24 protein-coding genes and 2 pseudogenes are annotated in these 23,608 nt (G+C 57.5%); 10 read left to right on the forward strand and 16 right to left on the reverse strand.

The genetic code is table 11. From position 1 onward, the window contains the following. Positions 1-30 precede the first annotated feature (30 nt). Together BX591_RS15520 and BX591_RS15525 are read right to left on the reverse strand one after the other, a co-directional pair. Positions 31-231, reverse strand: coding sequence for an ogr/Delta-like zinc finger family protein (locus BX591_RS15520; protein ID WP_111932298.1), 201 nt, complete (start codon positions 229-231; stop codon positions 31-33). Continuing rightward, positions 228-491 carry an ogr/Delta-like zinc finger family protein gene (locus tag BX591_RS15525; protein ID WP_167444562.1) on the reverse strand — a complete coding sequence of 88 codons (264 nt, stop codon included), beginning with the start codon at positions 489-491 and terminating at the stop codon, positions 228-230. The genes BX591_RS15520 and BX591_RS15525 overlap by 4 nt, the downstream gene beginning before the upstream one ends. Positions 492-1,112: 621 nt before the next feature. Between BX591_RS15525 and BX591_RS15530 the strand changes: the two genes are divergently transcribed. After that, positions 1,113-2,525 (forward strand): hypothetical protein, encoded by a 1,413-nt coding sequence (locus BX591_RS15530; protein WP_111932299.1) that lies wholly within the window; start codon positions 1,113-1,115, stop codon positions 2,523-2,525. A gap of 138 nt (positions 2,526-2,663) precedes the next feature. Here BX591_RS15530 and BX591_RS15535 read toward each other — a convergent pair whose 3' ends face one another. Both BX591_RS15535 and BX591_RS15545 read right to left on the reverse strand, forming a co-directional pair. After that, positions 2,664-3,434: a TIR domain-containing protein gene (locus BX591_RS15535; protein ID WP_111932347.1), complete on the reverse strand. Its 771-nt coding sequence runs from the start codon at positions 3,432-3,434 to the stop codon at positions 2,664-2,666. Between the two features lie 438 nt (positions 3,435-3,872). Further along, entirely contained in the window at positions 3,873-4,382 is a 510-nt protein-coding gene (locus tag BX591_RS15545) for a hypothetical protein (RefSeq protein ID WP_111932300.1), read from the reverse strand. Between the two features lie 321 nt (positions 4,383-4,703). Between BX591_RS15545 and BX591_RS15550 the strand changes: the two genes are divergently transcribed. After that, the gene (locus tag BX591_RS15550; protein WP_111932301.1) at positions 4,704-5,984 is read left to right on the forward strand and encodes an AAA family ATPase; all 1,281 of its coding nucleotides are present in this window, start codon (positions 4,704-4,706) and stop codon (positions 5,982-5,984) included. Further along, the gene (locus BX591_RS15555) at positions 5,944-6,771 is read left to right on the forward strand and encodes an HNH endonuclease (RefSeq protein WP_338068899.1); all 828 of its coding nucleotides are present in this window, start codon (positions 5,944-5,946) and stop codon (positions 6,769-6,771) included. The genes BX591_RS15550 and BX591_RS15555 overlap by 41 nt, the downstream gene beginning before the upstream one ends. 66 nt (positions 6,772-6,837) lie before the next feature. On the opposite strand, the gene BX591_RS15560 is transcribed toward BX591_RS15555, so the two are convergent. Beyond that, positions 6,838-7,188, reverse strand: coding sequence for a helix-turn-helix domain-containing protein (locus BX591_RS15560; protein ID WP_111932349.1), 351 nt, complete (start codon positions 7,186-7,188; stop codon positions 6,838-6,840). Between BX591_RS15560 and BX591_RS15565 the strand changes: the two genes are divergently transcribed. From BX591_RS15565 to BX591_RS15575, 3 genes are read left to right on the forward strand one after another with little or no spacing between them, the layout of a single operon-like run. Then, positions 7,124-8,878 carry a recombinase family protein gene (locus BX591_RS15565; protein WP_111932348.1) on the forward strand — a complete coding sequence of 585 codons (1,755 nt, stop codon included), beginning with the start codon at positions 7,124-7,126 and terminating at the stop codon, positions 8,876-8,878. The genes BX591_RS15560 and BX591_RS15565 overlap by 65 nt on opposite strands. Continuing rightward, positions 8,871-9,785 carry a ParB/RepB/Spo0J family partition protein gene (locus tag BX591_RS15570; protein ID WP_111932303.1) on the forward strand — a complete coding sequence of 305 codons (915 nt, stop codon included), beginning with the start codon at positions 8,871-8,873 and terminating at the stop codon, positions 9,783-9,785. The genes BX591_RS15565 and BX591_RS15570 overlap by 8 nt, the downstream gene beginning before the upstream one ends. Further along, positions 9,782-10,681, forward strand: a complete 900-nt coding sequence (locus BX591_RS15575; protein ID WP_111932304.1) for a plasmid partitioning protein RepB C-terminal domain-containing protein — start codon at positions 9,782-9,784, stop codon at positions 10,679-10,681. The genes BX591_RS15570 and BX591_RS15575 overlap by 4 nt, the downstream gene beginning before the upstream one ends. 76 nt (positions 10,682-10,757) lie before the next feature. On the opposite strand, the gene BX591_RS15580 is transcribed toward BX591_RS15575, so the two are convergent. From BX591_RS15580 to BX591_RS15595, 3 genes are all read right to left on the reverse strand, one after another. Further along, positions 10,758-11,138: a hypothetical protein gene (locus BX591_RS15580; protein WP_111932305.1), complete on the reverse strand. Its 381-nt coding sequence runs from the start codon at positions 11,136-11,138 to the stop codon at positions 10,758-10,760. Between the two features lie 1,201 nt (positions 11,139-12,339). Beyond that, positions 12,340-12,651: a helix-turn-helix domain-containing protein gene (locus tag BX591_RS15585; protein WP_111932306.1), complete on the reverse strand. Its 312-nt coding sequence runs from the start codon at positions 12,649-12,651 to the stop codon at positions 12,340-12,342. 404 nt (positions 12,652-13,055) lie between these two features. Next, the gene (locus tag BX591_RS15595; RefSeq protein WP_111932308.1) at positions 13,056-13,466 is read right to left on the reverse strand and encodes a hypothetical protein; all 411 of its coding nucleotides are present in this window, start codon (positions 13,464-13,466) and stop codon (positions 13,056-13,058) included. Between the two features lie 353 nt (positions 13,467-13,819). On the opposite strand from BX591_RS15595, the gene BX591_RS15600 reads away from it, so the two are divergent. Both BX591_RS15600 and BX591_RS15605 read left to right on the forward strand, forming a co-directional pair. After that, positions 13,820-14,212, forward strand: a complete 393-nt coding sequence (locus BX591_RS15600; protein ID WP_111932309.1) for a hypothetical protein — start codon at positions 13,820-13,822, stop codon at positions 14,210-14,212. A 61-nt stretch (positions 14,213-14,273) separates the two neighbouring features. Next, the gene (locus BX591_RS15605) at positions 14,274-15,047 is read left to right on the forward strand and encodes a hypothetical protein (protein ID WP_111932310.1); all 774 of its coding nucleotides are present in this window, start codon (positions 14,274-14,276) and stop codon (positions 15,045-15,047) included. Positions 15,048-15,223: 176 nt separating this feature from the next. On the opposite strand, the gene BX591_RS15610 is transcribed toward BX591_RS15605, so the two are convergent. The 4 genes from BX591_RS15610 to BX591_RS15625 form a co-directional block, all read right to left on the reverse strand. Continuing rightward, entirely contained in the window at positions 15,224-15,583 is a 360-nt protein-coding gene (locus BX591_RS15610; protein ID WP_111932311.1) for a DUF7673 family protein, read from the reverse strand. A 64-nt stretch (positions 15,584-15,647) separates the two neighbouring features. Continuing rightward, entirely contained in the window at positions 15,648-16,424 is a 777-nt protein-coding gene (locus tag BX591_RS15615) for a hypothetical protein (protein WP_111932312.1), read from the reverse strand. A 592-nt stretch (positions 16,425-17,016) separates the two neighbouring features. After that, on the reverse strand, positions 17,017-18,078 hold the full coding sequence (locus tag BX591_RS15620; RefSeq protein WP_146749772.1) for a hypothetical protein: 1,062 nt from the start codon (positions 18,076-18,078) through the stop codon (positions 17,017-17,019). 6 nt (positions 18,079-18,084) lie between these two features. Continuing rightward, positions 18,085-18,294, reverse strand: a complete 210-nt coding sequence (locus BX591_RS15625) for a helix-turn-helix transcriptional regulator (protein ID WP_244146983.1) — start codon at positions 18,292-18,294, stop codon at positions 18,085-18,087. A 218-nt stretch (positions 18,295-18,512) separates the two neighbouring features. Here BX591_RS15625 and BX591_RS15630 point away from each other — a divergent pair. Then, positions 18,513-19,245: pseudogene (locus BX591_RS15630) on the forward strand (IS6 family transposase). A 60-nt stretch (positions 19,246-19,305) separates the two neighbouring features. On the opposite strand, the pseudogene BX591_RS15635 reads toward BX591_RS15630, so the two are convergent. The 3 genes and pseudogenes from BX591_RS15635 to BX591_RS15645 all read right to left on the reverse strand — a co-directional run. Next, positions 19,306-19,932 (reverse strand): annotated as a pseudogene (locus tag BX591_RS15635) (IS66 family transposase); the annotation flags it as partial. Positions 19,933-20,109: 177 nt separating this feature from the next. After that, complete coding sequence (locus tag BX591_RS15640; RefSeq protein WP_111932314.1) at positions 20,110-20,640, reverse strand: VOC family protein; 531 nt, start codon at positions 20,638-20,640, stop codon at positions 20,110-20,112. 222 nt (positions 20,641-20,862) lie between these two features. Then, positions 20,863-21,366 (reverse strand): cupin domain-containing protein, encoded by a 504-nt coding sequence (locus BX591_RS15645; RefSeq protein WP_111932315.1) that lies wholly within the window; start codon positions 21,364-21,366, stop codon positions 20,863-20,865. A 139-nt stretch (positions 21,367-21,505) separates the two neighbouring features. On the opposite strand from BX591_RS15645, the gene BX591_RS15650 reads away from it, so the two are divergent. After that, positions 21,506-22,390 (forward strand): LysR family transcriptional regulator, encoded by an 885-nt coding sequence (locus BX591_RS15650; RefSeq protein WP_111932316.1) that lies wholly within the window; start codon positions 21,506-21,508, stop codon positions 22,388-22,390. A 212-nt stretch (positions 22,391-22,602) separates the two neighbouring features. Here BX591_RS15650 and BX591_RS15655 read toward each other — a convergent pair whose 3' ends face one another. Next, positions 22,603-23,511: an AraC family transcriptional regulator gene (locus tag BX591_RS15655; RefSeq protein WP_111932317.1), complete on the reverse strand. Its 909-nt coding sequence runs from the start codon at positions 23,509-23,511 to the stop codon at positions 22,603-22,605. Between the last annotated feature and the right edge of the window lie 97 nt (positions 23,512-23,608).

Consider the following 23,608-nt stretch of genomic DNA (forward strand, 5'->3'; position numbering starts at 1 on the left):
CATACGCGGATCAATCTTCGCCGTGAGGTGTTAATGGAAGTTGGTTAAATCAACCGAGGCGCCGCGTAATGATGACAGGCCCGGCGTAATCAAGAAGCGCGCGCGGTATGTATGGCCACAGGTCACGTCATCGCACTGAAAATCGATTTTCCAAGCGACCGGTGATTCTTTTTCCATCGCACGTGCTATACCGCGTGCGCTGCAATGCGGACAGACAATTGTGATTCTCATCGGCTCCTCACATCGTTCGCACTCGCGCGGGCGTTGACCGCTCCACGAAGCATCGGTGCGGGCCGTACTTCAAGCATTACCTCAGCGCGCGGGCGGGACGAAGGAGAGAGGGAATGAATGATTTCCAGTTCCGCGCGCGCCTTGAATCCGCACTCGCGACAGACGCTATAAATTCGGCGCAGTGTGACCGATTGAAAGTCGGTGGTGCGCGCGCAAAGGGCTGCGCCACAGCATGGGCATTCGATTTTCATCGCGGACATAAAAATTTTCTCGCATCAGGCCAACCCCCGTTCGTGCCGCCCCATTTACTTCGATCCTAGGCACTGTTGAATTTTGCGCATCGAATCGCTCAACCCCTTGCGCAACGCGATGCACTCCGGTCGCACAGTCTGAGCAGGAGTGAATCTAACCGTATTCAGTCTGTAACGATTATGTATGGTAACAAGATGTAACGACGCCCGCCAGGCTCGAAACGGCATGTCGATAATCGGATTTTCGGGTAGCTGCGCGAATGCAATGCGGAATGCATTGAAATGTCCGGCGGGGGTCAACCGATAGTGGGCCGGGCGGGTGTCGGCGGTTGAATCGCAGTCCCCCTCCCCGCCTGCCCTCCTCTTGGGTGGGTAGTTTTGATGCAGCAGACTGCCAAACTCCCTAGCGCCAGCGCGCACAGGGGATCAGGCGATTTTAGGACCGGCTAAGTGATGCGATGTGATGCATGCAGCGTATCCTCCTCACGATTTCCATGATTCGCTGCAGAGTGCAGCCGATCCTAGTGCGCAGCGCGGCAATCGTCGCTCGGCTTGGATCGAAAAATCAACGGACAGCGGCGTGATATGTTTCAGATCATTTGATGAATTCAAGTACGTTCAAGGAGGGTTATGGACCAGCATTTTCAAAGAATGACTGAAGCGTTCTTTGCGGCTATACAGCCGTGGAGTTCCGCCTACACCAACGCTCGGTTGACGTTCATAGCAGTTAGACGCGGAACATATCTCGAAATCATAGGTGCGCGCGTGTACTTGACGTCCGTTTCTCGCGAGCCATTAAAGGAGTGGTTTCAAGCTGGAGACTTGGAAGCTGGCCAAGTAGCGCTCTCAGGCGGAGTGACCGCCGTCGCGCAAGCGCTCGAACAGATTGCATCCCCCGATGGCTTTGATATCCCCGGTCGGGGTCGCCTTTTCCTGCGCCCTGAAGACAATCAAAACGTCAGCATTGGGCCGCCGATTTTGATCCATGCCGAAGGAATCACGCAAGGAAACCGCCTGGCGGTTCTGACAATGAACGGGACGAGGTGGCAAACGCTTACACAGCAGCCAGAAACCGATTGGATGCTTAAGGCCGCAGTGCATCCCTTCGACTCGCTGAGCGAACTGAGCGTCGAATACGGTCTCGGCGCCGCGCCGAACACGTTCACCACACTAGAGGTCGTGGCGACCGCAGTTGCCGAGGTGTACCTGCTTTCATCCGTTAACGACGGCAAAGCCGATTTAGGGCTTTGGTTGCCAAACAACCTTGACAAATCACAAGCAAGGCTAGGATATCGCGTGATTGACAAAAGCATCGTTGTCAAACGCGGCTCAGTCGAAGGCGATAAGCTTAATTGGCAGGACCGATCAGGCGACGTTGTCGGGCAGTTGTTGCTGGATGTACCACTTGGTGCCGTAGTTCAGTGCATCGCGTCGTATGCCGGCCACGCCCATCATTTGCGCTGGTTTGCGGACCCCAAAACGTATCAAAACGCTCGGGCGGCAGTTCTCTCTAGCGTTGACCAAACCGGCAACATGCTCCGGGGCTATTTGATGCCCGAGCTTCCACCGAAAGGCAAGGTAGCCGACGATTTTGAGTCGGCCGTCGCTTGGATGCTTTGGGCTTTGGGTTTCGCTCCGGTCAGTTTCGGGATGAACGCTAAAACGCGCGACACTTTCGATATTCTGGCCGTCGCCCCGCGAGGCGATTTCGTTGTGGTTGAATGCACGCTTGGGCTACTGAGGGCGGAGAGTAAATTGTCGAAGCTGAGCGCCCGCGAAGCATCGCTACGCAAGATGTTAGCGACGTCGGGCCTTCAACACTTGCGCGTCTTGCCGGTCATCGTGACGGCAATGACCAAAGACGAGGTCAAAGCAGATTTGAACGCTGCGGCTGAAACCGGCGTTCTCGTTTTGACAAGGGAGGATCTGGACCTCATCTTCGGAAGTGGGCAAACTAGATTCGTCAATGCAGATCAACTTTTCGACGGAGCCATGCAAAGGGTAGCCGACGCCAAGGCGGCCATTGGCTCGCAATCGATCTGAGTGGCGGCAGGGGGACGGACTAGATATTCTATTTTTGCGTCGCCGCGGCATCAGTTGTCCCGACCCGCGTTTGCAATGCCCCTTTCGCATGACCGGATTGATAGGGCTACGCATCGAAACCCATTCGTACGGAAGCCATCACCTATATGCGGCGCGTAGTTCACGCATGAGTACACCGAAGGTCGCAGAGACCATTCCCTTGGGAAAGGGGATATATACGAGACCGTACAGATTGGAAGGAATGTTTACGCCTTCTTCATGGAGTAAGCACACGTTGGCGGGGCCGTAACATCCTTGAAAATATCCAATTTCGTGCATCACATTTTCCCTCGCGCGGAGATTTCCTTCCGCGTCTTGATCGTCGCCGGTCATGACAATTACGGCGAAATCGCAGGTCGCGGCGTGCTCCACTAGCTTTTGAAAGATGGTGCGGCCAAGATTCGCCTCCTGCGCCAGTTCGGTGGTGCTGTGCTGTAGATCCCTCTCGATGAAGTCCTGTACTTCTCGCCAATCGCTGGCTCTGCCGTGGGAAATAAAAACTCGATGGTCCTTTGGGGCGTCGCTCGCCGGCGAAGAAAGCTCGCTATGAGCCCGAATCTCAAATATTTGCTCAATCGAGCGGGCCAGTCCGGACAGTTGATTGCGGCTGTAAAAGTTTTTTCCATCTTGCATCGGCACCGCAGGTTCGGAATAGACCGGCAGGAAATCGCCGTAAAGGTGAGGCAATTGCTGCCGCAGTATTTCGACCTGTCGGTGCGCGGACTCAAAGTACTCTCGCACGTATCCCGGCGCGAATGCTTGCTGGGCACGGGGTGCCCTCTCCGTACCTTTGGTTTCATCTAACTGTTGGCGGGCGGCTTTTACAACCCCAGCCAGCTTTGCGAATGCAGTTGCAACCGTGTCCACCATTCTGCCCCCGGAATTTTTAAGTCTGCGATCACCATGCCCGCTGCCGATTCTCGCACAAGGTGACAGTGTCTCCGGGGGCAGATTCTGCGAGCTAGTACAGTGAAAGTACAGTTTGGACAGGCTAGGATGGCCTTGAATGAGCTTGTTTAGCCTTGGTTTTGCACTTTGCGAGTTGCGTAAGGCATTGTTTTTTAAAGGGGTGTGGCGCGCTGGTAAAACTCCGAAGGCAGGGGTTGCTGGTTCGATCCCAGCCGGGCGCACCAAAAGTTCCTTTAAATACAATAACTTATTTGGCGCCCTATTTTCTGTATTTGAGTCGTACGGAAACTGTACGGAAATTCTGACCGCTCCGGAACAGTGTTTCTGTGCTGCCCGTCGTGTTCGCGAGCTCATCCAAGGCCCTTTCGTACTTGGAAAAGGAGCAGCGACAGACGCGTCCTACTCGACTGGGTCAGCATTGTCGATGGTGTCTTGGGTGATCGTCTGGACTGTCTGAGAGACGAACTCGATAAGCCGGTCGCTGTATCGCGGATCTGAGCCAACAAGTGCCGGATCAACGAGCATGGGCACAAGCTTATGCAGGAGCTTGGTGAGCTTGTCGATATGTTTCGTTATCGACGTTCTGTCGGCGACGATAAGCTCGTTCAGGGCTTCGCCATCTTCTTGCCAACAGTGCAATGTCCGGATTTTCTGAATTGCGACATCGATCCTATTGCTGCGGATTCCGGCGCGCACGATTCCGTCGGCGATCTCCAGTGCGCGCTGCATACTCACTGACTGTTTGCCCTGACGGTATTGCATCAGGATCTCAGCGCTCAGTTGCCGACCGCTGTTTTCTTTGAGCGATAGGAGATGCGCCAGAGATTGCCAGTCCCCCTTAGCTTGTTGCTTGTGCAGTTTATACGCATGATCAAGTAGCTGCCCCAGTAGAAGTTTGTGATTCTCCACAACCCGTCTCCTTCTTTGTCGTCAGCTGTATAGCTCACATGGCGAAATCATTTAGTTTCTTCATGCAGATGTTCGCAGCTTAATGGGATCTTGGTAAGCGGGTCGACGTCGCCCAACCGTCGACAGTGAAGTGACGGAAGACAGGTGGGAGCTCGTAACCGGCGGCGGACCCGCGTAACATGGCAAAAAATTCCGAAGAAAGGATCCGTTTTGCCAGCCTTGCCACGCAACATCTTGGGGGCCGAGACCGCCGCAAAGGCAGCCAGCTCTGCTCCGCTTCGTCCTTTCGCATACACTCGCCGATCGTCGGGAACAAAGGATTTGTCTCTCAAAGAGGAAGTCCTGGAAGAGACCGGCTATTGGGCGAAGCCGAGCGGCGTGAGTAGCAAGCCGCCACGATGGATCGTCCACATTGACGCGACACGCGAGGTTCCTGTCGCCCGGCTTGCGCAAGATTCGTCGGGCATGACGCCTCCCGCTGCGATGACCCCCGGCTACATTAATAACGGCTCAGGCAAGTGCGCGCTCGCGGCGTTCCGGCTGATGCCGGCGGTCAAGCTGGGACCGGCCAGCTATAAGTTTCCGGACGAATGGGAGTGGATTGTGCAGTTCGCATTTGCCAGGGCGTTGCCGGTCGGCACGTCGGGCGATGTCCTGACCGATTTCAACGTCCAGGACAGCACCTTGTCCTACAAGGGCCGCGAGACGCCGAAGACGGCCTATCCCATCGCGCACATCAGTCTGATCAAGACAATGGCCGAGCCCGAGCCAATTCAGCTTGCTTCGGGCGAACTCTTCAGCTACGAAGACGCGACGGCCACGCTGGCGGCCTGGCTGAGCGACGGAAACGCGAACTTCGGCGTTTATTCGGCGGACAGCCAGGAGGACATGGAGCGGCTGCAATACGATCTAGGGTCTGTCTTCGAGGCCGAGGCAGACGCCGAAATCGAGCCAGCACAGAATTTGGAGGTGTTGCCGGCCCCTGACCTCTTCGGCGTTCCGCCGGTCGTTTATAAGCTGATCAACGCCGCCTTGGCCGCTGGTAAGCGCCATTTCGTCTTTCATGGGCCGCCTGGGACTGGCAAGACCACGCTTGCAGAATATGTGGCGGAGCAGATCGCGGGCGATGATTTGTCGGAGGGCGAGGCGCCTTACACGCTGTTGACGGCGTCGTCGTCATGGAGTTCGCAAGACCTCGTCGGAGGGTATCAGCCGCTTGGCCCGGGCAAGATGGGATTTGTGCCGGGCGCCATGCTGCGGGATTTCCACAAGCCGATCATCATCGACGAGCTCAATCGCTGTCCGATCGACAAAGTGATCGGGCCGTTGTTTTCCGTTCTGAGCGGACAATCGACCTCCCTGCCGTATCGAGTGAAGGTCGAAGACGCGACAAGCGAAAACTATCGCATCCTGCCAAAGCCGAACCCTTCCAAGGCAGAACACGAGTTCGCCCCCGGTCCCGCATGGGCGATGCTGTGCACGCTCAATCAGGTCGGGCACGCATCCATTCCTGATCAGGGCAGCCCGCGCGGACAGCAGAAGCTTCGACTTCCGAGTCTATATCTGGAATTGCACGCACGGCGGGGCAAATCGTGCGGATGACGAGTTTCGGATTCAGTTCACGAGCGTGCCCCACGGGCACGAGGGGACGCCAACACTGCTTCTCGGATGGCATGACGAACTAGAAGTGTTCGCCGCCTGGGACATCTCGGCCCACGATGGGCAGAGTTCGGCTTCGCCATCCGCGCAGATTCGGGAGCGAACCTTGGAAGCGGCCGCAGGTGGTGCGTTTGCGACCCAGGCTAAGGAAAATGAAATCGTTGTGGCCTTTCGTCCCTTCCTGCTGGTCGACTACGCGCAGTCGACCAGCAGCTTGCATCAAACGGGGCGCGCGCATCGCGACATGAGCCTCTTAAATGACCTGGACTCGCTGGATGATGAGCAAATCGCTGCTGTGGCCAACCGTCCGAGGCAAATGGTGATTCGAAGGATCGCTAGGAGATATCGCGCGGCGAATTTTAGCCGCAAGGTCCTCGAGGCTTATGGCCATCGGTGCGCGTTTTGCCGTGTCCAGCTCGGCCTGCTAGATGCGGCTCATATCGTGCCGGTGTCGGCGTCTGGCAGCACCGATGAAGTTACAAACGGCGTGGCTCTTTGCAAGCTTCATCATTTCGCCTACGACTCCAATCTGGTCGCTTTTGACCGCCGATACAGAATCCGTGTCAGCGAGTCGCGCGTGGGAGAGTTGGCAGAAGCCGAGTTGGATGGAGGCATCAGGGGTTTTCGAGATGCCCTTGCGCCAACGCTCGTCCTTCCCGCCAACGTGCGCTATCACCCCAACCCGGCTTACGTGCAAACGGCCCTTCGCGTTAGAGGATGGCGGCCATGATGACGAGGCGGGGAGATGAAGACGGGTTCGCGAAAACAACAGCGGTCGGAACAAATGCAATCACGTTCACGAAAGACGACGCGCGGTTAGGAGGTTTAACGCCTCTCTTAGCAAGGCCACGCCCGCGTTGATGTCCGATGCCGAGCCGTCGATCCGTCCAGTCATTGATAGATAGGCAAAGTGGACGGCCGGCGAATGCCGCGCCAACGCCACTAGGTGCGGGCCGCTTGGGCCGCGCACGCCCCCTAGCCAGTTTTGTACCGTCCTCTCGCTCGCGCCCGTCCATCGAGCGAGCTTCTTGATCGAGTTTCTCGATCCGCCCATTTCTTCTTTGAGCGCCATGGCGATCGCCATGGGATATTCCGCGCCGATTTTTTCCCTTTCTTCGCGCAAATTCTTGCGTGTTGTCGGCAACATTTTTCGCGCCTCCAAAACTATATTCCCTGAACGCAAGCGAAAGAGCGGGCTCGCGTGTCGCCTCCGCGCGGAGGCCTGCGGCGACACGCGGCTGCCCCCTCGCGGCTCGAAGGGAGGCAGGGTGGAACGGACAACTCGCAACAAACATCCGCAAGGCGCGGCTGGCCGAGGCCGCGCGGCGGCTTACGTTCGAATGTCGACGGAGCACCAACAATACTCGACCGAAAACCAAAAGGACGTCATCTTGGCGTTCGCGGAAAGTCGCGATCTGGACGTAGTGCGTGTCTACGCGGATGAAGGGAAAAGTGGGCTGCGGCTCGACGGGCGCGACTCTTTGAAGGCCTTGCTAAGAGATGTGGAGTCAGGCGGGGCCGACTTTTCCGTAATTTTGGTCTATGACGTTAGCCGATGGGGTCGTTTTCAAGACCCAGACGAAAGCGCAAGCTATGAAATCCGTTGCAAGCACGCGGGTGTGAGAGTGCTGTACTGCGCCGAGCAGTTCGAGAACGACGGAAGCCCCGTGTCAAGCATCATCAAGAGCGTTAAGCGAACAATGGCTGGCGAATATAGCCGCGAGCTCAGCGTGAAAGTGCACGCCGGCCAATGCCGCCACATCCGGAACGGTTTTCGGCAGGGTGGCCCGGCGGGCTTCGGCCTCCGCCGCGTACGGGTCGAGCCGAACGGGCAGAGGCACGAGCTCAGACGTGGCGAGCACAAGGCGATCCAAACCGATCGCGTCATTCTTGTCCCGGGGCCGTCCGACGAGGTAGCTGCTGTACGCGACATCTACCGATGGTTCGTCGAGGAGGGGCGCTCCGAGGCCGAGATCGCCGCTGCGCTGAACGAAGCTGGCGTGCGCACCGATCGCGGCGTCGCGTGGACTCGGGGAACGGTCCACCAGATCCTCACAAACGACAAGTACGTCGGCGATAACGTCTGGAATCGGGTGTCGTTTAAGCTCAAACAAGAGCGCGTCCGTAATCCGCCGGCGTCATGGGTTCGCGCGGACGACGCATTCGAGCCGATCGTCGATCGGATCATCTTCGAGGCCGCCCGCCAAATCATCCTCGCGCGCTCCTACCGGCTCACCGACGCGGATATGCTGGAAGCTCTGCGAAAGCTGCTGCTTCGAAACGGCTACCTCTCCGGCATCATCATCGACGAGTCGCCCGGCTGCCCGTCCAGCAGCGCCTACGCGAGCCGCTTCGGCAGCTTGCTTCGCACCTACGACCTGATCGGCTACGCGCCCGCGCGCGATTACAGGTACGTCGAGCTTAACCGCCGCCTGCGGGAGCAGCATCCCGAGGTCGTATCGGCCGCTGAGCGGGCAATGCTTGACGCGGGCGCGCGCGTCGAGAAGGACATCGCGTCCGGTTTGCTGTGGGTCAATGAAGAGTTCAGGGTGTCGCTGGCCTTGTCGCGCTGCCGGCCGACCAATGCGGGCTCGAACCGCTGGATCATCCGCTTCGACACCGCGTTGCGCCCGGACATTACCGTCGCCGTTCGCATGGAGCTAGACGCGCAATCGATCCGCGACTACTTCCTTTTGCCGGCCATCGATGTTTCGACGGACGTCGTCCGCCTGGGTGACCACAACGATTTCGGCTTTGAGGGCTATCGCTACGACGACCTGGAAATGCTCTGCCACCTAGCTCGCCGGGTTCCGCTGAAAGGAGTCAGCTATGAATGACCGCGTCGACAGAATTGTGTCTGCGCTTTCGCGCAGCGACGAGATCGCGCAAATTCCGGTCGCGCAGCTCAGAGTGCTGAATCCACGGACGCGCAATCCGTATTTTTTCTCCCAGCTTGTCGAGAACATTGCGTCGGTTGGCCTCAAGCGGCCTATAACGGTGGCCCATGGCGGCCGCGACGCCGATGGCGAGTGGTACGAAGTGCTGTGCGGGCAGGGCCGCCTCGAAGCGCTCAAAGCGCTTGGCGAGAGCATGATTCCCTGCTCGATCGTGGAGGCCAGCGAAATCGACCGCTACCTCATCACGCTCACGGAGAACATCGCGCGGCGACGTCATTCCACCGCCGAACTGTTGGGCGGCTTGCAAGTCCTTCGCGCCAAAGGCTACTCGACGGCCGAGATTTCCCGCAAAACGAACCTCGACGACGCTTACGTCAACGGCATCCTGCAATTGTTGGAAAAAGGCGAGCAGCGACTCATGCAGGCTGTCGAAAAGCGCGTCATGCCCCTCTGGCTTGCCGTTGAGGTAGCTCGCTCGCCGACGGAAGAGGTCCAGGCGGCGATGGTCGCCGCCTACGAGTCTAAGACACTCACGGGTGACCAATTGTTGCGCGTGCGCCGAATCCTGAGCAAGCGCGAGGCGGCGGGCAAAAAGATGGGAGGTCGTCCAGTTCAGCGCGAGAAGCCCACGCCGCAGAAGTTGCTGCGAACCTACAGGAACGAGGTTCGTCGCCAAAAAATGATTGTGCAGAACGCCAACCTCCAAGAGCAGCGCCTTCTGCTTATTACTTCAGTCCTTCGTCGCTTTCTCGCCGACGAGCATTTCAGAACGCTTTTGCGGGCAGAAGGCGTCAAGGATATCCCCGAGGCGGTTGCCTCCCGCATTCCGCCGGAGCTTATGCCATGAGCAATGTCAGACACGGTTTCGAAACGAAAGTTATTGAGGTTCCTTTGGGGCGGATCGTCTCCGATGCGCCGCTAGGAAAGGGCGTGCTTGAAACGGCGAAATATAAGACTATCCTTGGCTCCATCGAGGAGCTTGGCGTCATCGAGCCGCTCGCGGTGTTTCGCTCGCCTCGCCAGTTCGGCGACTTCGAGCTGCTTGACGGCCGGTTGCGACTTGAGGCGCTCAAAGAACTGCGTCGGGATACCGCGCCGTGCATGGTCTCCACCGACGACGAGTGCTTCACGTTCAACCGCCACGTCACGCGCTTGTCGGCCGTGCAGGAGCACAGGATGATACGGGCGGCGCTCGCCAAGGGCGCCTCTGAGAAGCGAATCGCCGAAGTTCTCCGTATGGACGTCCGCAGCATTCGGGAGCGGGCAGCCCTGCTCGACGGGGTCGCGCCGGAAGCGGCCTCACTTCTCAAGAATCGGCAGGCAGCTCCCAAAGTGTTTTCCGTTCTGAAGAAGATGAAGCCATATCGGCAAATTGAGGCGGCCGAGATGATGATCGCGGCGAACAAGTTTACCGCGACATACGCCGAAATGATCTTGGTCGCCACGCGCTCCGAGGCGCTCGTCGACGGCCCCAAGTCCAAAAAGAGAGACGAAATATCGCCCGAGGACCTGGCCAAGCTGGAAGCAGAAATGGAGCGGTTGCGGCAAGACTGCCAAGCCGTGGAGGACGAGATCGGCGAGACTATGCTGTCCCTGGTCGTCGCCAAGAGCTTCATGGCTCGACTCCTCCGCAACGAGAACATTCATGGCCACCTGAAGCGGCACCACAGCGACTTGCTTGCGAGCTTGGTCTCGACCATGGACGCGATCGCGGCGGACAACCGCGTCACCGAGCAGGAATGAGGCGGTCCGCATCGGCAACGTTAATGGATGCAGCAAAGTCAAAACAGGAGGGCAATTTGCCCTCCTGTGTCCTTCGTTAAAACGGGAACCCGTCGTTCTCATCTTCCGGTGGAAGATGCGCGGTTGGCGTATGATTCGGCACGACACCGATTGCGGTGGTGATTAAGTCGCCGGTTTTTATGCAACGCCAGACCCAGCTTGACGGGGTGTCCAGCTCGGGCACCCTGCGCCAGCTGCCCGATCGATACGGGCGAAACTGCCACCTTTCACCATGCCGCGTGTGGAACAACGCCAGGCGCCCGAATTGGCCAACCTGCGCTTCGCTGTTGTCCAACTTGAAAACGCGAATTTCTTCACCAAAATCGAAGACTGCCTCGTCGCGCACGATGCAAAGCAGTTGAACATCAAGAAAGAAATCGCAGGCGACGTGCTTTGCCGATCCGGGGATGTTTTCCATTTTTCATTCTCCTGTTACGCCGGGCCACGATGGGATTGGTGTTTGGCCGGACAGCAGGTGATGTCGAACGCGAGGTGATAAAAAAGAATCGGCTGAATACGCATACTTGTTACCTTCCCGGTCGACGAATATCCCTATAACAGGCGCGCGTATAGTGATTTTCAGGATTACTGATAGGATGGTTATGCGATCTGTGAAAGGGTCGGCAGTCCACACACTCTCTTGAATGTGCCGGGGCTGCCAACCCCAGACACGTTCGTGCACTTCAGTTCCAATCGATCGCCAATCGACTGGAATTGACCGCTGAAGCGTGGTGCCTATAGTTAGGCTCGCCATGCTACGCAGGGCGCTGGGGGCTGCAACGTCCCCTTCGACCCAATCCAGTTTGTGGCGTGAGAAGTCGGGCGACACGGAAACGGGTTTCCAGGCGACTGGAATGACCCTGCCATGTCCGAACGGGTGGAAATCCCGACAACGGGCGGCCCGAGAGGGTCGGACGGTGTCCCGGGCGGTGGGCTGCTGAGGCGTCAGGAATGGCGCAGGGGTGTGAGGAGAAATCTGGATCACCTGGTACTCACTGGCGCAAGCCGGTGAGATCGCTGGATAGCTCAAGCCGTACGTTGCATCCGCAGAGGATGCATCTGGGTAAGTCGTGACAAGCCGTTGGCTGGTTCGCCGGGAGGTGGATCAGTTAGTCAGGGTGCGATGAAGCGTTGACGAAGTAGGGGAGGTGCTTGGAACCTCGACCCCCTGAAACCCACTGTAAGGCGGGGTAGGCCCTCAGGGCTAATCGTTGATAGCGGAGCACGGCGGCGTGTCATGTCGACGTACATGGCTAACGTGGGAATCACCGACATACCGATTGAGCCCGGGTGGCACCGGGCAAGGTAAAGGTGAGGGAGACTGGTTTAGTAGCGATAAGGCAAGGGCAGACCTGACGGTTGTCCACGCGGAGCGAAAGGCCGGAGCGGTATTTTGAAGTGTACGAGTGTGTTCTGAGTCATGGCAGGCCCTGGCAGCCCTGCTCATTTTCACGGAGAAACGACGAAGTAAAAACATCAGACCAACGGCCGTAGGGCCAAAGTCGTCACATGATGTGGCGCAACCGCTGCCGGGGTAGTTCGACCCGGCAGTTTCCTTTTGTGCAATCGGTGCCGTCCGTGGGCCATCGGCTGCCCGGCAGGAGCTACGTTCCGGATACCTAGATCTCGCGTGCTGCTGCCAGCAATCGCGTCCGCGCTCGCTTTGACGCCTGCCCATAAAGCAGGATCAATTCGGCAAGGTCGTCGTCTTCGGCAAAGAAATATGCGGTCGGGACCGAGAGCTCGGCAGCCAACCGGCAGGCAAACGGGTAGTCCACCTTGTGGATGCCCAGTTCGTAGCGGTTGATGCGGGTGCTGGCGACGAAAGGGTCGAGGCCGGCCGCAATGCCCAGCGATTTCTGCGACAAGCCGGCACGAAGGCGGGCTTCCTTAAGCCGACCTCCAAAGACGGTATTGTCTGTTGCCGACATTGCGTAACTCTGTAATTTCAGAGTTACGAATATCGTAGTTAATCGAAATTCCGGATACTACGAAGATCGTAGTACGTGACGATGTCTACCGGGAGGGCGATGCTCCTACACATCAGACCGGAGAAATCGGTATAGGGCCCGTCCTAGCCCAGGGGTTCCCGATCAGCGTTGATCCTGGGCGCCGTTATGGGAGCGAGCATTAACCGGCTCGTTCGGGTTCCGATCACATCGACTGTGTCCCATCTCCCGACGAACAGCTTCAATTGCTCCTGTGACTGGCAGGAAGAATAGCCTTGGGGCCTCTCTGGCCGCCTTCATGAATTCGCGCATGACAGCATTCATTGGGATGCTCCTTCGGTACGTGCGGAACCTGCCGGTGACAGTCAATCCATATGATTCTACGACTAACGTGAATTGTCGTGAAAAATGTTTGCCGAAGACCATGAATAGCTGGGATCGGTATACCAGTCGTCTTCCAGACGAGGACGCCCTAACAAATTCCATGAGTCGTCGTCATGAAGGCCACGATCGAATGGATCGCCGTAGTCAAATCGCCGTGTTCCGCCCGACCGTGCTCCACGAAACAGGGGGGCGAGGAAAGACAGCATGGGGGCAATCAGCGTGACAATGACGGGAGCGAACGCTGTCTGCACGATGATGTCGGCGACAAACTGGTTGATGTGGAAATGGGCCCAGACAATGTCCAGCAGATCTTTGATCTGAATGGCCGCGGTCAGCGCGAGCAGGCCGACCGGTGCGCGCACCCAGAATGGTGCCTTGGTAAAACGGCTGTAAGACGGGATCGGCGGTTTCATTTCAGCTCCCTTGCATTTCCGTGCTGCCCTACTTTTCTGTGGGCACCGACCAGCCGGGACGACCTTATCCGGATGTGAGTTGACACACTACGATTATCGTAGCAATCTCTCGCCTGGATAGCTACGAATTTCGTAGCTATCCGGTGGAAACGCGAATCGCGAAAACAAGAACTGGACCTTGAGGCATGAGAAATTGAAAAACCAGAATCGAAATGCCTCGCCGTGACGTGTTGCTCACGCGCTTGACCTGAATCGCTGCGTCAGGTTTCTACCTGAAGATCTGTTTTGATCCTGCGCCGCGGACGGGATGCTGTCCGCCGCCGCGCGTCACTTTTCCAATTCGGGGATTCACCATGAGGAAGATTCTGGTTGTCGTGTCGATCACGGCTTCGGCTGTGCTGGCTGGTTGCGCCGTGAGCGCGGGCAATGTGGCGCTGAAGGATCAGAGCCAGACGACGGTCGGCAACTCGATCGTCGAAGGCAAAACGACCAAGGCCGACGTGCAGGCGGCATTTGGTTCGGCGACCAAGGTGTCGTTTACCGATGCCGGCCTGGAAATCTGTAACTACGAATTCGACCATGCGACGCCTCAGGCCATCAACTATGTGCCTGTCCTGAACCTTCTGGCGCATGGCGCGAACGTCGAGAAGAAGACGCTGACGGTGCTGTTCGACGAGAAGGGTATCGTGAAGAAATACACGTTCGCCGAAAGCAGCAACGTGGTACGTGGCGGCGTCGCCCAGTAAGGCCTCCGGCTGTCCGGGAGGACAGCCGGACATCCAATCATTCGGCAGGACGCTATCGATAATGAAAAAAATGTTTCTGATCTGCACGCTGATCACTTCGATCTGCGGCTGTGCCGTCAATACGGCCCCCCTCACTCGGGATCAGGTCGCGGCGAAGGTTGCGGTCAAGGTGGGTTATGCCGGTTGTAACGGCTGCAACATGGTCAGGACATACGTCGCACCGCGTCTGTACAGGCAGCAATTCATCAACGACCCGGATTTCCATGGCTGGCTGGATCTGAATCTGCAACTGGCCTCCACGAACTACAACACCGCTGGCCACGCCCAGGCGTACCGGATTGTCGCCGGGGTGATCGCAAACGGCGGCTTTCAGGATGCCTGGATGACGCACGTCCCGGGCGATCTGCAAGATCGTTGTCCCCGTGATGCCGAGGTCGTGCGTGGCTATCACGGGTTCCACACGGGAAACGGGATCGAGTTCTGGCTCGTCAAGGACGACGGTACGTACGCAGCGCTGGGTCATGTGGCCGACAGCAATGGCGAGACGATCAAGAATCTGGAATGCTTCAACAATGTCGGCAGCGGGGCGTCGTGGACCCAGATGATCGACCTGCCAGCAAAGGTGATCGAGGACGCGCGGCGCCAGAACCGTGCTATCCGGATTTTTGCTGGTCGTGCATTGACGAAGTACGAGTCCACGAGCGACGGGTACAACCCGGTGACGGTCGCGCATACGGTTCGCAAAGGTTTGATGCTGGAGTTCAGTCCCGACTATCTCGACGGTTTTGCAGATGGCCTGAAGCGGCTGGGTGCGGGAACGCCTGTTGCGCAATAACGCGTATCGGTACAGACGGTAGCACGCCTGACTCGCTACGTCGGCGTAGGACATGGAAAGCCCCAACGCTTACGTTGAGCAACACGGCCCCGCTTGAAAACTATCAAATGTTTGCCAGCAAGATCCAGTGCCTCGATTTTCTCCCCGTGGCATTGCCACGGGGAGAACCGCTTCAGTTAGTCCGTTGAATCAATGAAGCCCCAGTCGATTGCCAGTTGCTCAAAGCGTTTTACGCCGTGGGCAAAGTAGTGAGCGACGTTATGCGAGCAGGCCCGCGTATCCATTTGCAGGACGCGCATGACATCGTCGAAGCATTCCTCGTCCAGCATGCGTAGGTCTGCGAGCGGGAACGGGAAACGTTTCTGGTCATAGAGCCCCAACAAGAATTCGGCCGCGACGTAACTCGAACCGCCGTCTTCGTGCGCGATGGCATAGAGCCGGCGCAGGGCTGGCAGTCCTGCATCGATCAGATCCTGGTTGGGGTTGCCGTGCAGGACCTTATTGAGAAAGGCAGAGAAGGGATCATGTGTTGACATTGGATGACTCGATCGGGTTGTTGTGGTCCATGGAAATGTCGAACGCCCGCGTATAAATGTTCTCTCAACGGTGGCCGGGGACGGCGTCTGTTCCGGCCTGATCGGGAAAGGCAATCTGGAAAGCCTCCCGTCGCTCGGCTTGCGTGAGGCCGTTGACGACCGGTTGGTTCGGCAGAAACCGGACATAGGCGAGAAAAGAGCGCTCCGACGGCTGCGGTCCACTAGCTGGCCGCAGCCGTTTCCAGTCGCGCCTAAGTTCGGCGACGAGCTTGCCGACCTGCCGTCGCACAAGGCGAAAACCCGGCTCAGCGTAGAGCCGGTCGAGGAGGATTTCAGCATCGGCGTCTCGCCAGACGCCGTTGATTTCTATCTGCCGGCGCCGATCCGGAGGCAATGAAGCGATCCGGTGAATTCGATCGGCATAATGGTTGTAGCAGCGATGCGTTAGTCGCCAGGACCAGGTCTTGCCGTCGTGGACCAGTTCGTGTCGTTGATCTGGCGACTTCAGCCGTGAGCGAGGATCGCGCAGATCCTGGAGCTGCTCGCGGTGGGTTACGAGACCAAGCCCCGCGCTGACGAGCAACACCCAGTCGACCGACAGCTGATCATTCTCGCCTCGGGCAGTCAGTCGTAGGCCATGAAGACAGCTACTGGCCTCACCGGCCAGTCGGCGTTTGTGCTTTGTCTGACGACTGAGTTCCGTGTCATAGGCATCGGCGAACTTTTTCGTCAGCCTGTCGAAGCCTGCGAGATTGGTTCGCCCCGCAACGTAGAAGACGTGCTGATGGACGGCGGCCTGCTGGAGGCGCTGCATAAAACGGATCTTATCGGGATGAAGCATGATTATAAATTCGGATAACTGATTAATAGAGATTAAAATTAATTTTTACAATTATCGATACGTGTTATGGGTGATATACGACACCTTGCGAATCCCAGCTTCGTTGGACTAATGTGCAATGAGATATGCGCAATGCGATATGTACAGTGCGCAGTGCACATAGGCCGAGCGGGGCATCGGTCAAGCAAACGTCAACGGGGACAACATAAAGAGACACCATATGCGTTACGAGGGTTTGCGGTCGTAAAAATGAGTCGCCGAAGGCGACGTGATTAATAGAGGTTCCGTTTTTTGTTCTCATATCGAGAAATGCGTGAATGTTTACGCGAGAATGGGCGAGTCTCGCATCCTCAAATAGTGAATTTTGTGGGGAATTTCATACAAGAGACAGTGGAACGCCGACGGCACGCGCGACGCCCTATGTCGGCGAATCGAGAACGCCAAAGGCCCAAGTTCTGGATGGAGGCAACATCTGAAGACGCAGGGCCGTACAAACGACGTCTCGACTGGCGAGTCGTAAGCGTCAAACCGAGATGTGGCGCTGATCGGCGACGATCCCACGGTGCGAGTTCGTCGATAAATCGCACATGCTTTAAGCTTGGTAGGCGAGGATGCGGGCAATGTACGAGTCAGCACCTTCGCCCGGATAAGCATCGCCCACGCCGACATTTCGAGCATATGTGACAAGTTGATTAAGGTCCATTGCCCGTAGTTCCCACGAAGCTTTGCGTTTTGGTCGTTTGGGTTGACGATTTTTTTCTACAAAGACAAGGATGAGCCCCGCATTGATTGAGGCAGCCTCGTTGTCGTCTGCGCGTTTGCTGACTGCTTGGTCATATGCAATGCGCAGTTCGGTGATGGTCAGATCTAACCGTGCCAAGTGGATGATTTTGTCATTTTCGGGGCCATGGTTCCTCAGTGTTTTCGTACGAGCGGCTTCCCATGCACAAAGATTCTCGGAGATCTCTTTTGCGTCGAGTCGCGGCGTGGCGGGATCAATGTGGTTCGATCGCTCGTCGACGTCATGGTGGCGATGTGACTGTGACTGTGACTGTGATTGTCGGTGTTTGTGCCGATCGCCACCCGATTCACCATCTGATTCAGAAATGATTTTGTTGAGTGTTTTCTGGTCGCGAAAAATGCGTGATTGTGGATTGAGTCGCCAAAGGTACTCTGCAGCTTGGGCGACTTGAGCCTTAAGATGCTTCAAGTCTATTTCGAGCTTCCACCGGATCGCATTTCCTTTCATGCCAGAAATGCGCTGGAGCAAGGTCTTGATCCACGATTCCAAGGCGCACTGTGCAACTGACTTGTGATACAGGCGGCCGTCGGTTGCAAGTTTCCAGTCGCGCAGGACGATACTCTTTGTGGTTGCCCAGCATTCGGAGCGAGACAGAATCGAAAGCGCCCTATCATCGTTCGGAAGGCTTGCCGCAGGCACTTCCTTCCAGCTGGCGATTTGGAGGGAGAGCGACGCCGCTCTCTCATCGCTATTGCCGAAACGCCAGGCGTCAGACTTCTCTAGTTCATAAATAAGAAGCGGCATGAAGGGAAGGGTGGCGACGTCGCATTCTCGAGGCGTGAGTGGTCCGTCCGCTTGCAACGTGCCCGCCAGCGGCGCAGGCAACGGCACCAAATCTTTACTTGTAGCCACGTTTACCTACTCCGAGAGACTTTGGATCAGCGCACGAATGTCCTCAACTCGCCAGGCGGTGATGCGGGCGGACAGCTTGACAGGCTTCGGATAGCGACCGTCTTTCACTCCCTGGAGCCAATGGGCACGCGACAGCGGTAGTGGACCGTGCGGTTTGACGATTTGGTTAACCCGAACGAATCCTTCCGCGGGCATTTTCATACTCTCTTGGCTCAAGGCAATCTCCTTTGGACAATTGACTTTGGGAGGATGAGGCACGCAACCGATCCCGAAAATGAGGAGAGAGGCTCCAAAAAAATCTCCTAAAAAAATTCAGAAATTCCAGGGAAACGAAGTTGAGTCGATGTCGTTGGCGGCTACACATATTCCGTTGGGCTGGTGACCCTGAACGAGGGCAATGTCAACTTGAAGACCGCGCTGGGTAGAATGGGGGGATGAAGAAAAATCGCTCGCCGTATCACGGCTTCCGTTGTCCGGCCGCAGTTATCAGTTGCGCGGTGCGCTGGTACCACCGTTTCAACCTGAGCCTGCGTGACATAGAGGAATTGCTGCTCGAGCGCGGCGTCGTGGTCAGCTACGAGTCGGTGCGCAACTGGTGTGACCGATTCGGCGCGATGTTTGCCTACCAGGTGAAAGCGGCCCGGCCGCGGCCGGGAACGACGTGGCATCTCGATGAGCTGTTCGTGAAACTGCGCGGTAAGCCGTACGTGCTGTGGCGTGCGGTGGATGAGCGCGGCGTCGAACTCGACGTGCTGCTGCAAAAGCGCCGTGACAGGACTGCCGCAAGGCGCTTCTTCAAAAAGATGTTGCGCTCGTACCCAGTTGCCCCGGAAGATTGTCACCGACCAGCTGCGCAGCTATCCGGCGGCAAGATCCGAGGTGCCGCAACTGGCCGGCGTGAAGCACGTCTTCGTGAAGGCCTCGGCCCGGGTCAATAACCGCGCGGAGAACAGCCATCAGCCGACGCGTCGGCGTGAGCGTCAGATGCAGGGTTTCCGTGACCCGCGGCGCACGCAGCGCTTCCTGTCGAACTTCGGCCCGATCCGTCAGCACTTCGCGCTGCCCCGGCACAGCATGAGTGCGGCTAACCATCGCGCACAACTGCGGGCACGTTTGGCCAGCTGGTTCCAGTGGACGGTCGCTGAGCCGTCTGGTGTCGATCACTAATCAACAGGAATCCTACTCATACTGCATCGGTACATGCCCACGTCGTCAACTTGACAAAGCCTCGGCGTGCAGTTTCGTCGCCGACATCATGTGGCGACGCAGTGTTTCAACGAGCGGCTGCAGCAGCGTCGGCGCGTGACCGACCCACTTCGCAAGCAGCGAGCGATCCAGCTCGACGCCTTCTCGCGCGTACATGACCGAATGCCGGTAAAGCGGCACGCGATCTGCAAACTTCGAGACCAGCACGTGTGCCAGCAGGCCCGGGCCGGCGAGACCGCGTTCGATGGGACGACTCGGTGCAGGCGCCTGAGAGATGTGGTCGCAACACACGCACGCAAACTTCGGGCGCATATGACGGATGACGCGGAAGCTTGCCGGTACGTATTCAAGTTGTTCAGCGACGTCTTCGCCCAGCGGCTTCATCCGGCCACCGCATTCCGTGCACTTCCCGGCAGATTCTGGCAAGTGCGTTCGGATCTCGCGGGGCAGATGCTCAGGCAGTGGCTAGCGCGGTGTCTGTTCTGCGGCCGTGCGCGCCGTCTTCGGGATTTCGACTGGCGCCGCGTCTTTGTCCGCCTCAAGCTCTTCAAGGCGCAGCTCGACTGGCTCGATCTGACCGTCAAGCTTCTCCGACTTGCGACCGAACGGCATACGGCGCAGCTTGGCAATGAGCAGTTTCAGGCGTTCGAACCGCCCAGGGGCGGTTCAGAACAGCTATGGAGGTTGAGTGAGATTCTCACAGGGGTTCCTTTCGACCCTGAGCTGGCCTTAATTCCGTTAAGGTCCAACGATGATCTGCATTTGAAATCCAAGCGGGTCATCAAGTGCCGATCAGACTGTTGACCGGAAAATACGCGGCCGATATTAGGATTCGCGCCATGGGTTATTTGTAACACGATCTCCCCGGATCCATCGATCGAGATCGTGACTGGCAGAGGCGGCACGTTGAGCGTACATCGTGTCCGCATTTTCGTGATCTACGGTAAATTCGAGCATCAACCCGTTCGGATCGCGAATGTACAGCGACTGGCAGAAGCCATGATTCATCTTGAAGGGCTTGAGGTCGGCTGCAATCAGACGCTGCTCTATCTCGTTCTGCGTCGAAGCCTCGACAAGAAGAGAGATATGAATGAATAGCGACTGCTCTTTGGCTTTCCATTGGCGCTGCTTTTCCGGGTCGGAAAAGTTAAAGAAAGCCAGAGAGCTCCCGTCTCCCAGTCCGTAAAATGCGTGCCCCAGGTCGACATCTTCGCCGTCGATAACCTCGTGCTCGATCCACATTGCCTTTAGCGGAAGTCCCAAGACGTCTTCGTAGAATCTCCGGTTGATCTCGTGATCGTCCGTCGTGTAAGCGTGATGATGAAGGCGCAGCGGAAGCTGTTTCAGTTCAGACATGGTGAATTAGAGAGTCTCAAAAATTGGGTTATGATCCAGGTTGTTTGCTGGGCTCAGCGACGTGCCGAGATCATTCAATGAGGTTCGTCAACGACAGGGCGTGCAACGGATTGTTTGCGCACGGATATAGATAATCGAGGCGTATCGACTCGCAGAATGGGCGATGCGATGCAACGCCGATTACCAGACCAAACGCGGCCCGCCGTAGCGTTCGCCCGACGTTTAACTTCGTTGGACCGCAGCGTGAGCTTGCGAAGGTTGCTGGCTCGCCGCCGGAGGATAGAGGGTGATACCGAATTGTGCCGCTGCCTTGCGCATCCTTGCCTTCATTGCGTCGTCCGGCACTCTGGGCGCCATGCCACTGCTCAGTGCATCCGAGCAGGCGCCGACGAAGCGCTCGAAACCGGCCGGAGAGCAGACCACCATGTAGCGGGATGTTGAACCGGTCTTGTTGATCAGCTGGTGACGGCTTCCACGCGGCAGCATGAGACTCGAGCCGGTCTTCACCAAGTGACGTTCGTCGTCGACCATAACTTCAAGCTCGCCATCGAGCATGATAATCACTTCGTCTTCATAGTCATGCTCATGCATGGGAGTAGAGCGTCCCGCTGGGGAAGAAATCTCAAGCATGCAATAGGCGTGGGCCGTCTGCTCACCAGAGACGAGCAGACGCGCCCGTGAACCGCCGAAGTCGTATTCGATAGGGGCATCGTTGAAGTACGTCATGGGCAATAGCTTCCTTGGGGTTGGAGTTATCAACGCGTCGGTGGGCTGCGCTAACCGGTCCAATCACTCTATGCGAAATACTCGTGCACATTGAGGGTTCGTAAGCCACCTCTGTTGTGAACAAAAGTCGGCAATCGAAATGAAAAATCTCACCCAATTCATTAATTTCTCAGCGGTGGCGCGGCATGGAAGCTTTGCAAACGCGGCGCGAGATCTCGGGCTTGCTCCGTCGTCAGTGGCAAAGAGCGTTGCCCGCCTTGAAGCGGATCTTGGAGCACGACTGTTCCATCGGACCACCCGATCTGTCGCACTGACGGAGGAGGGCCGCAGGCTGTTTGAAAAGTGTTCAAGACTTCTGGATGAAATAGATGCGCTCGATCTGCACTCGATCAGGGAGGGCGACGAACCGGCCGGGTTGTTACGTATTGGCGCCCCGGTGGGATACGGCACGCGCGTCCTCTTACCGAGACTCGCGACGCTGCAGGACCGCTTCCCCGCGCTTGAGATAGACCTTCGCCTTTCGGACGAACGCGTCAATCTGCTAGACGACGGACTCGATGCAGCAATCCGGTTTGGAAAACTCGAAGACTCAACGCTCGTGGCGAGGAAGATCGATGAACAGAATCTGGTGCTCTGCGCCAGTCCTTCGTATCTTGAACGTCATGCGCCGATCCAGTCGATCAGCGATCTGGCGGGACATCGCACGATCGCATTCAGGCTCCCAACCATTGGTCGCGACCGCGCACTGCAATTTGTCGAAGACGGTGAGCCAGTTTCGATCAGCGGGAGTGCGCGTTTTCACATCAGCCATGGCGAAGCGCTCGTCCACGCGGCTCTGCTCGGCAGCGGTGTCGCACAAATCCCGCAGTTCTTCGCGCAGCCATTCTTCGAAAGCGGTGCGCTGGTTGAGTTGCTGCGCAGCTTCCGACCTGAACCCCTTAGTGTGAGCCTTATATTGCCAAGTTCCAGAAACCGCCCGCCGCGTGTAGAGGCACTGGTTAAGTTACTGACTGGCTCGCCTTGATTGCCAGGGTGCTACGGAAGCTCGGCTTACAGATGCGCGCGATAGGGATTCACATCAGGCTCGTTCATCACTTGAACCCCGACGTCACGCGCGCCCAAGACTCACTCACAGGTTCTTGCAGCCGATGAGCTATAAGCGTCTGCACGCGGTGTTAGCAGCAAGTCATATGGGGGTAGCAATCGATGAAATGGAGTGGAACGGCCCCATTCCGATCAAACGATATCCGGTGCCGCGGGCCGGGTCTTCATTGCCGATATGATTTGCGCTGAATCTCTTGCAGGGGGACGGCCAAAGAGCCGCGCGTACTCCCGGCTGAACTGGGTCGGGCTTTCATAGCCGACCTCGTGCGCCGCAGCGGCTACACTGCGGCCATGAGCAATAAGCAGCAACCGAGCCTTGAGCAATCTCGTCTGTTTCTGATATTGCAATGGACTCATCGCGGTAACTGCCTTGAAGTGACGGTGAAATGCCGACACGCTCATGGCTGCGCCATGCGCGAGTTCTGCCGTCCGCAGTGGGTGCATGTAATCTCGACGGATTCGCTTGATGGCTGCATGCACTCGCGCGAGCGCCGTATCGGGTAATGCGATATCCCTGAGCATCCAGCCCATCGGCCCCTGAAGAACTCTATAGAGAATTTCACGCTCGTAAGCCGGCGCGAGTGCGGGAATGTCGGCGGGGTGGCGCATTAAACGCATCATCCGGAGCCATGCATCGAGTAGCTCTGCAGTCGTGGATGCCACGGCGAAGCCCGCGTCACGTCCCGCCGATGGCGGGGCATCGGGTAGATCCGACAGCAAGCCGGCGAGTACCCGCGGCTCCAGAGTGAGGCTCACAGCAAGATAGGGTTCTCCTAATGCCGACGGTCTGACGACGCCCGCTGCCGGCAGATCGACTGACATCACGAAGTACGTTGCCGGGTCGTAACGCACCGTGCGCCCACCCACTGTCAAGGACTTGCTACCTCGCAGGATGAGGTTGACCATCGGATCGTAGACCGCCGCCAGCTCGTGCTCCGGGATGCTTCCCTGAACCATAGCGACTCTTGGGATTCCGGTCTCAGTTCGGCGATTCTGGGCAAGAGATGCGAGGGCGCGTAGCTCGTTTAGTTGAGGTTCCATCGTTTCATTTGACTGCAGGCGACACCGGAAGGCAAGCCGAAAAGCAGAATCAGGCAGGATTGAGGCAGAAATTGACGCGCCCGGACCTGCGCTGCTC

It is taken from the genome of Paraburkholderia bryophila, assembly GCF_003269035.1.
Classification (GTDB): domain Bacteria; phylum Pseudomonadota; class Gammaproteobacteria; order Burkholderiales; family Burkholderiaceae; genus Paraburkholderia; species Paraburkholderia bryophila.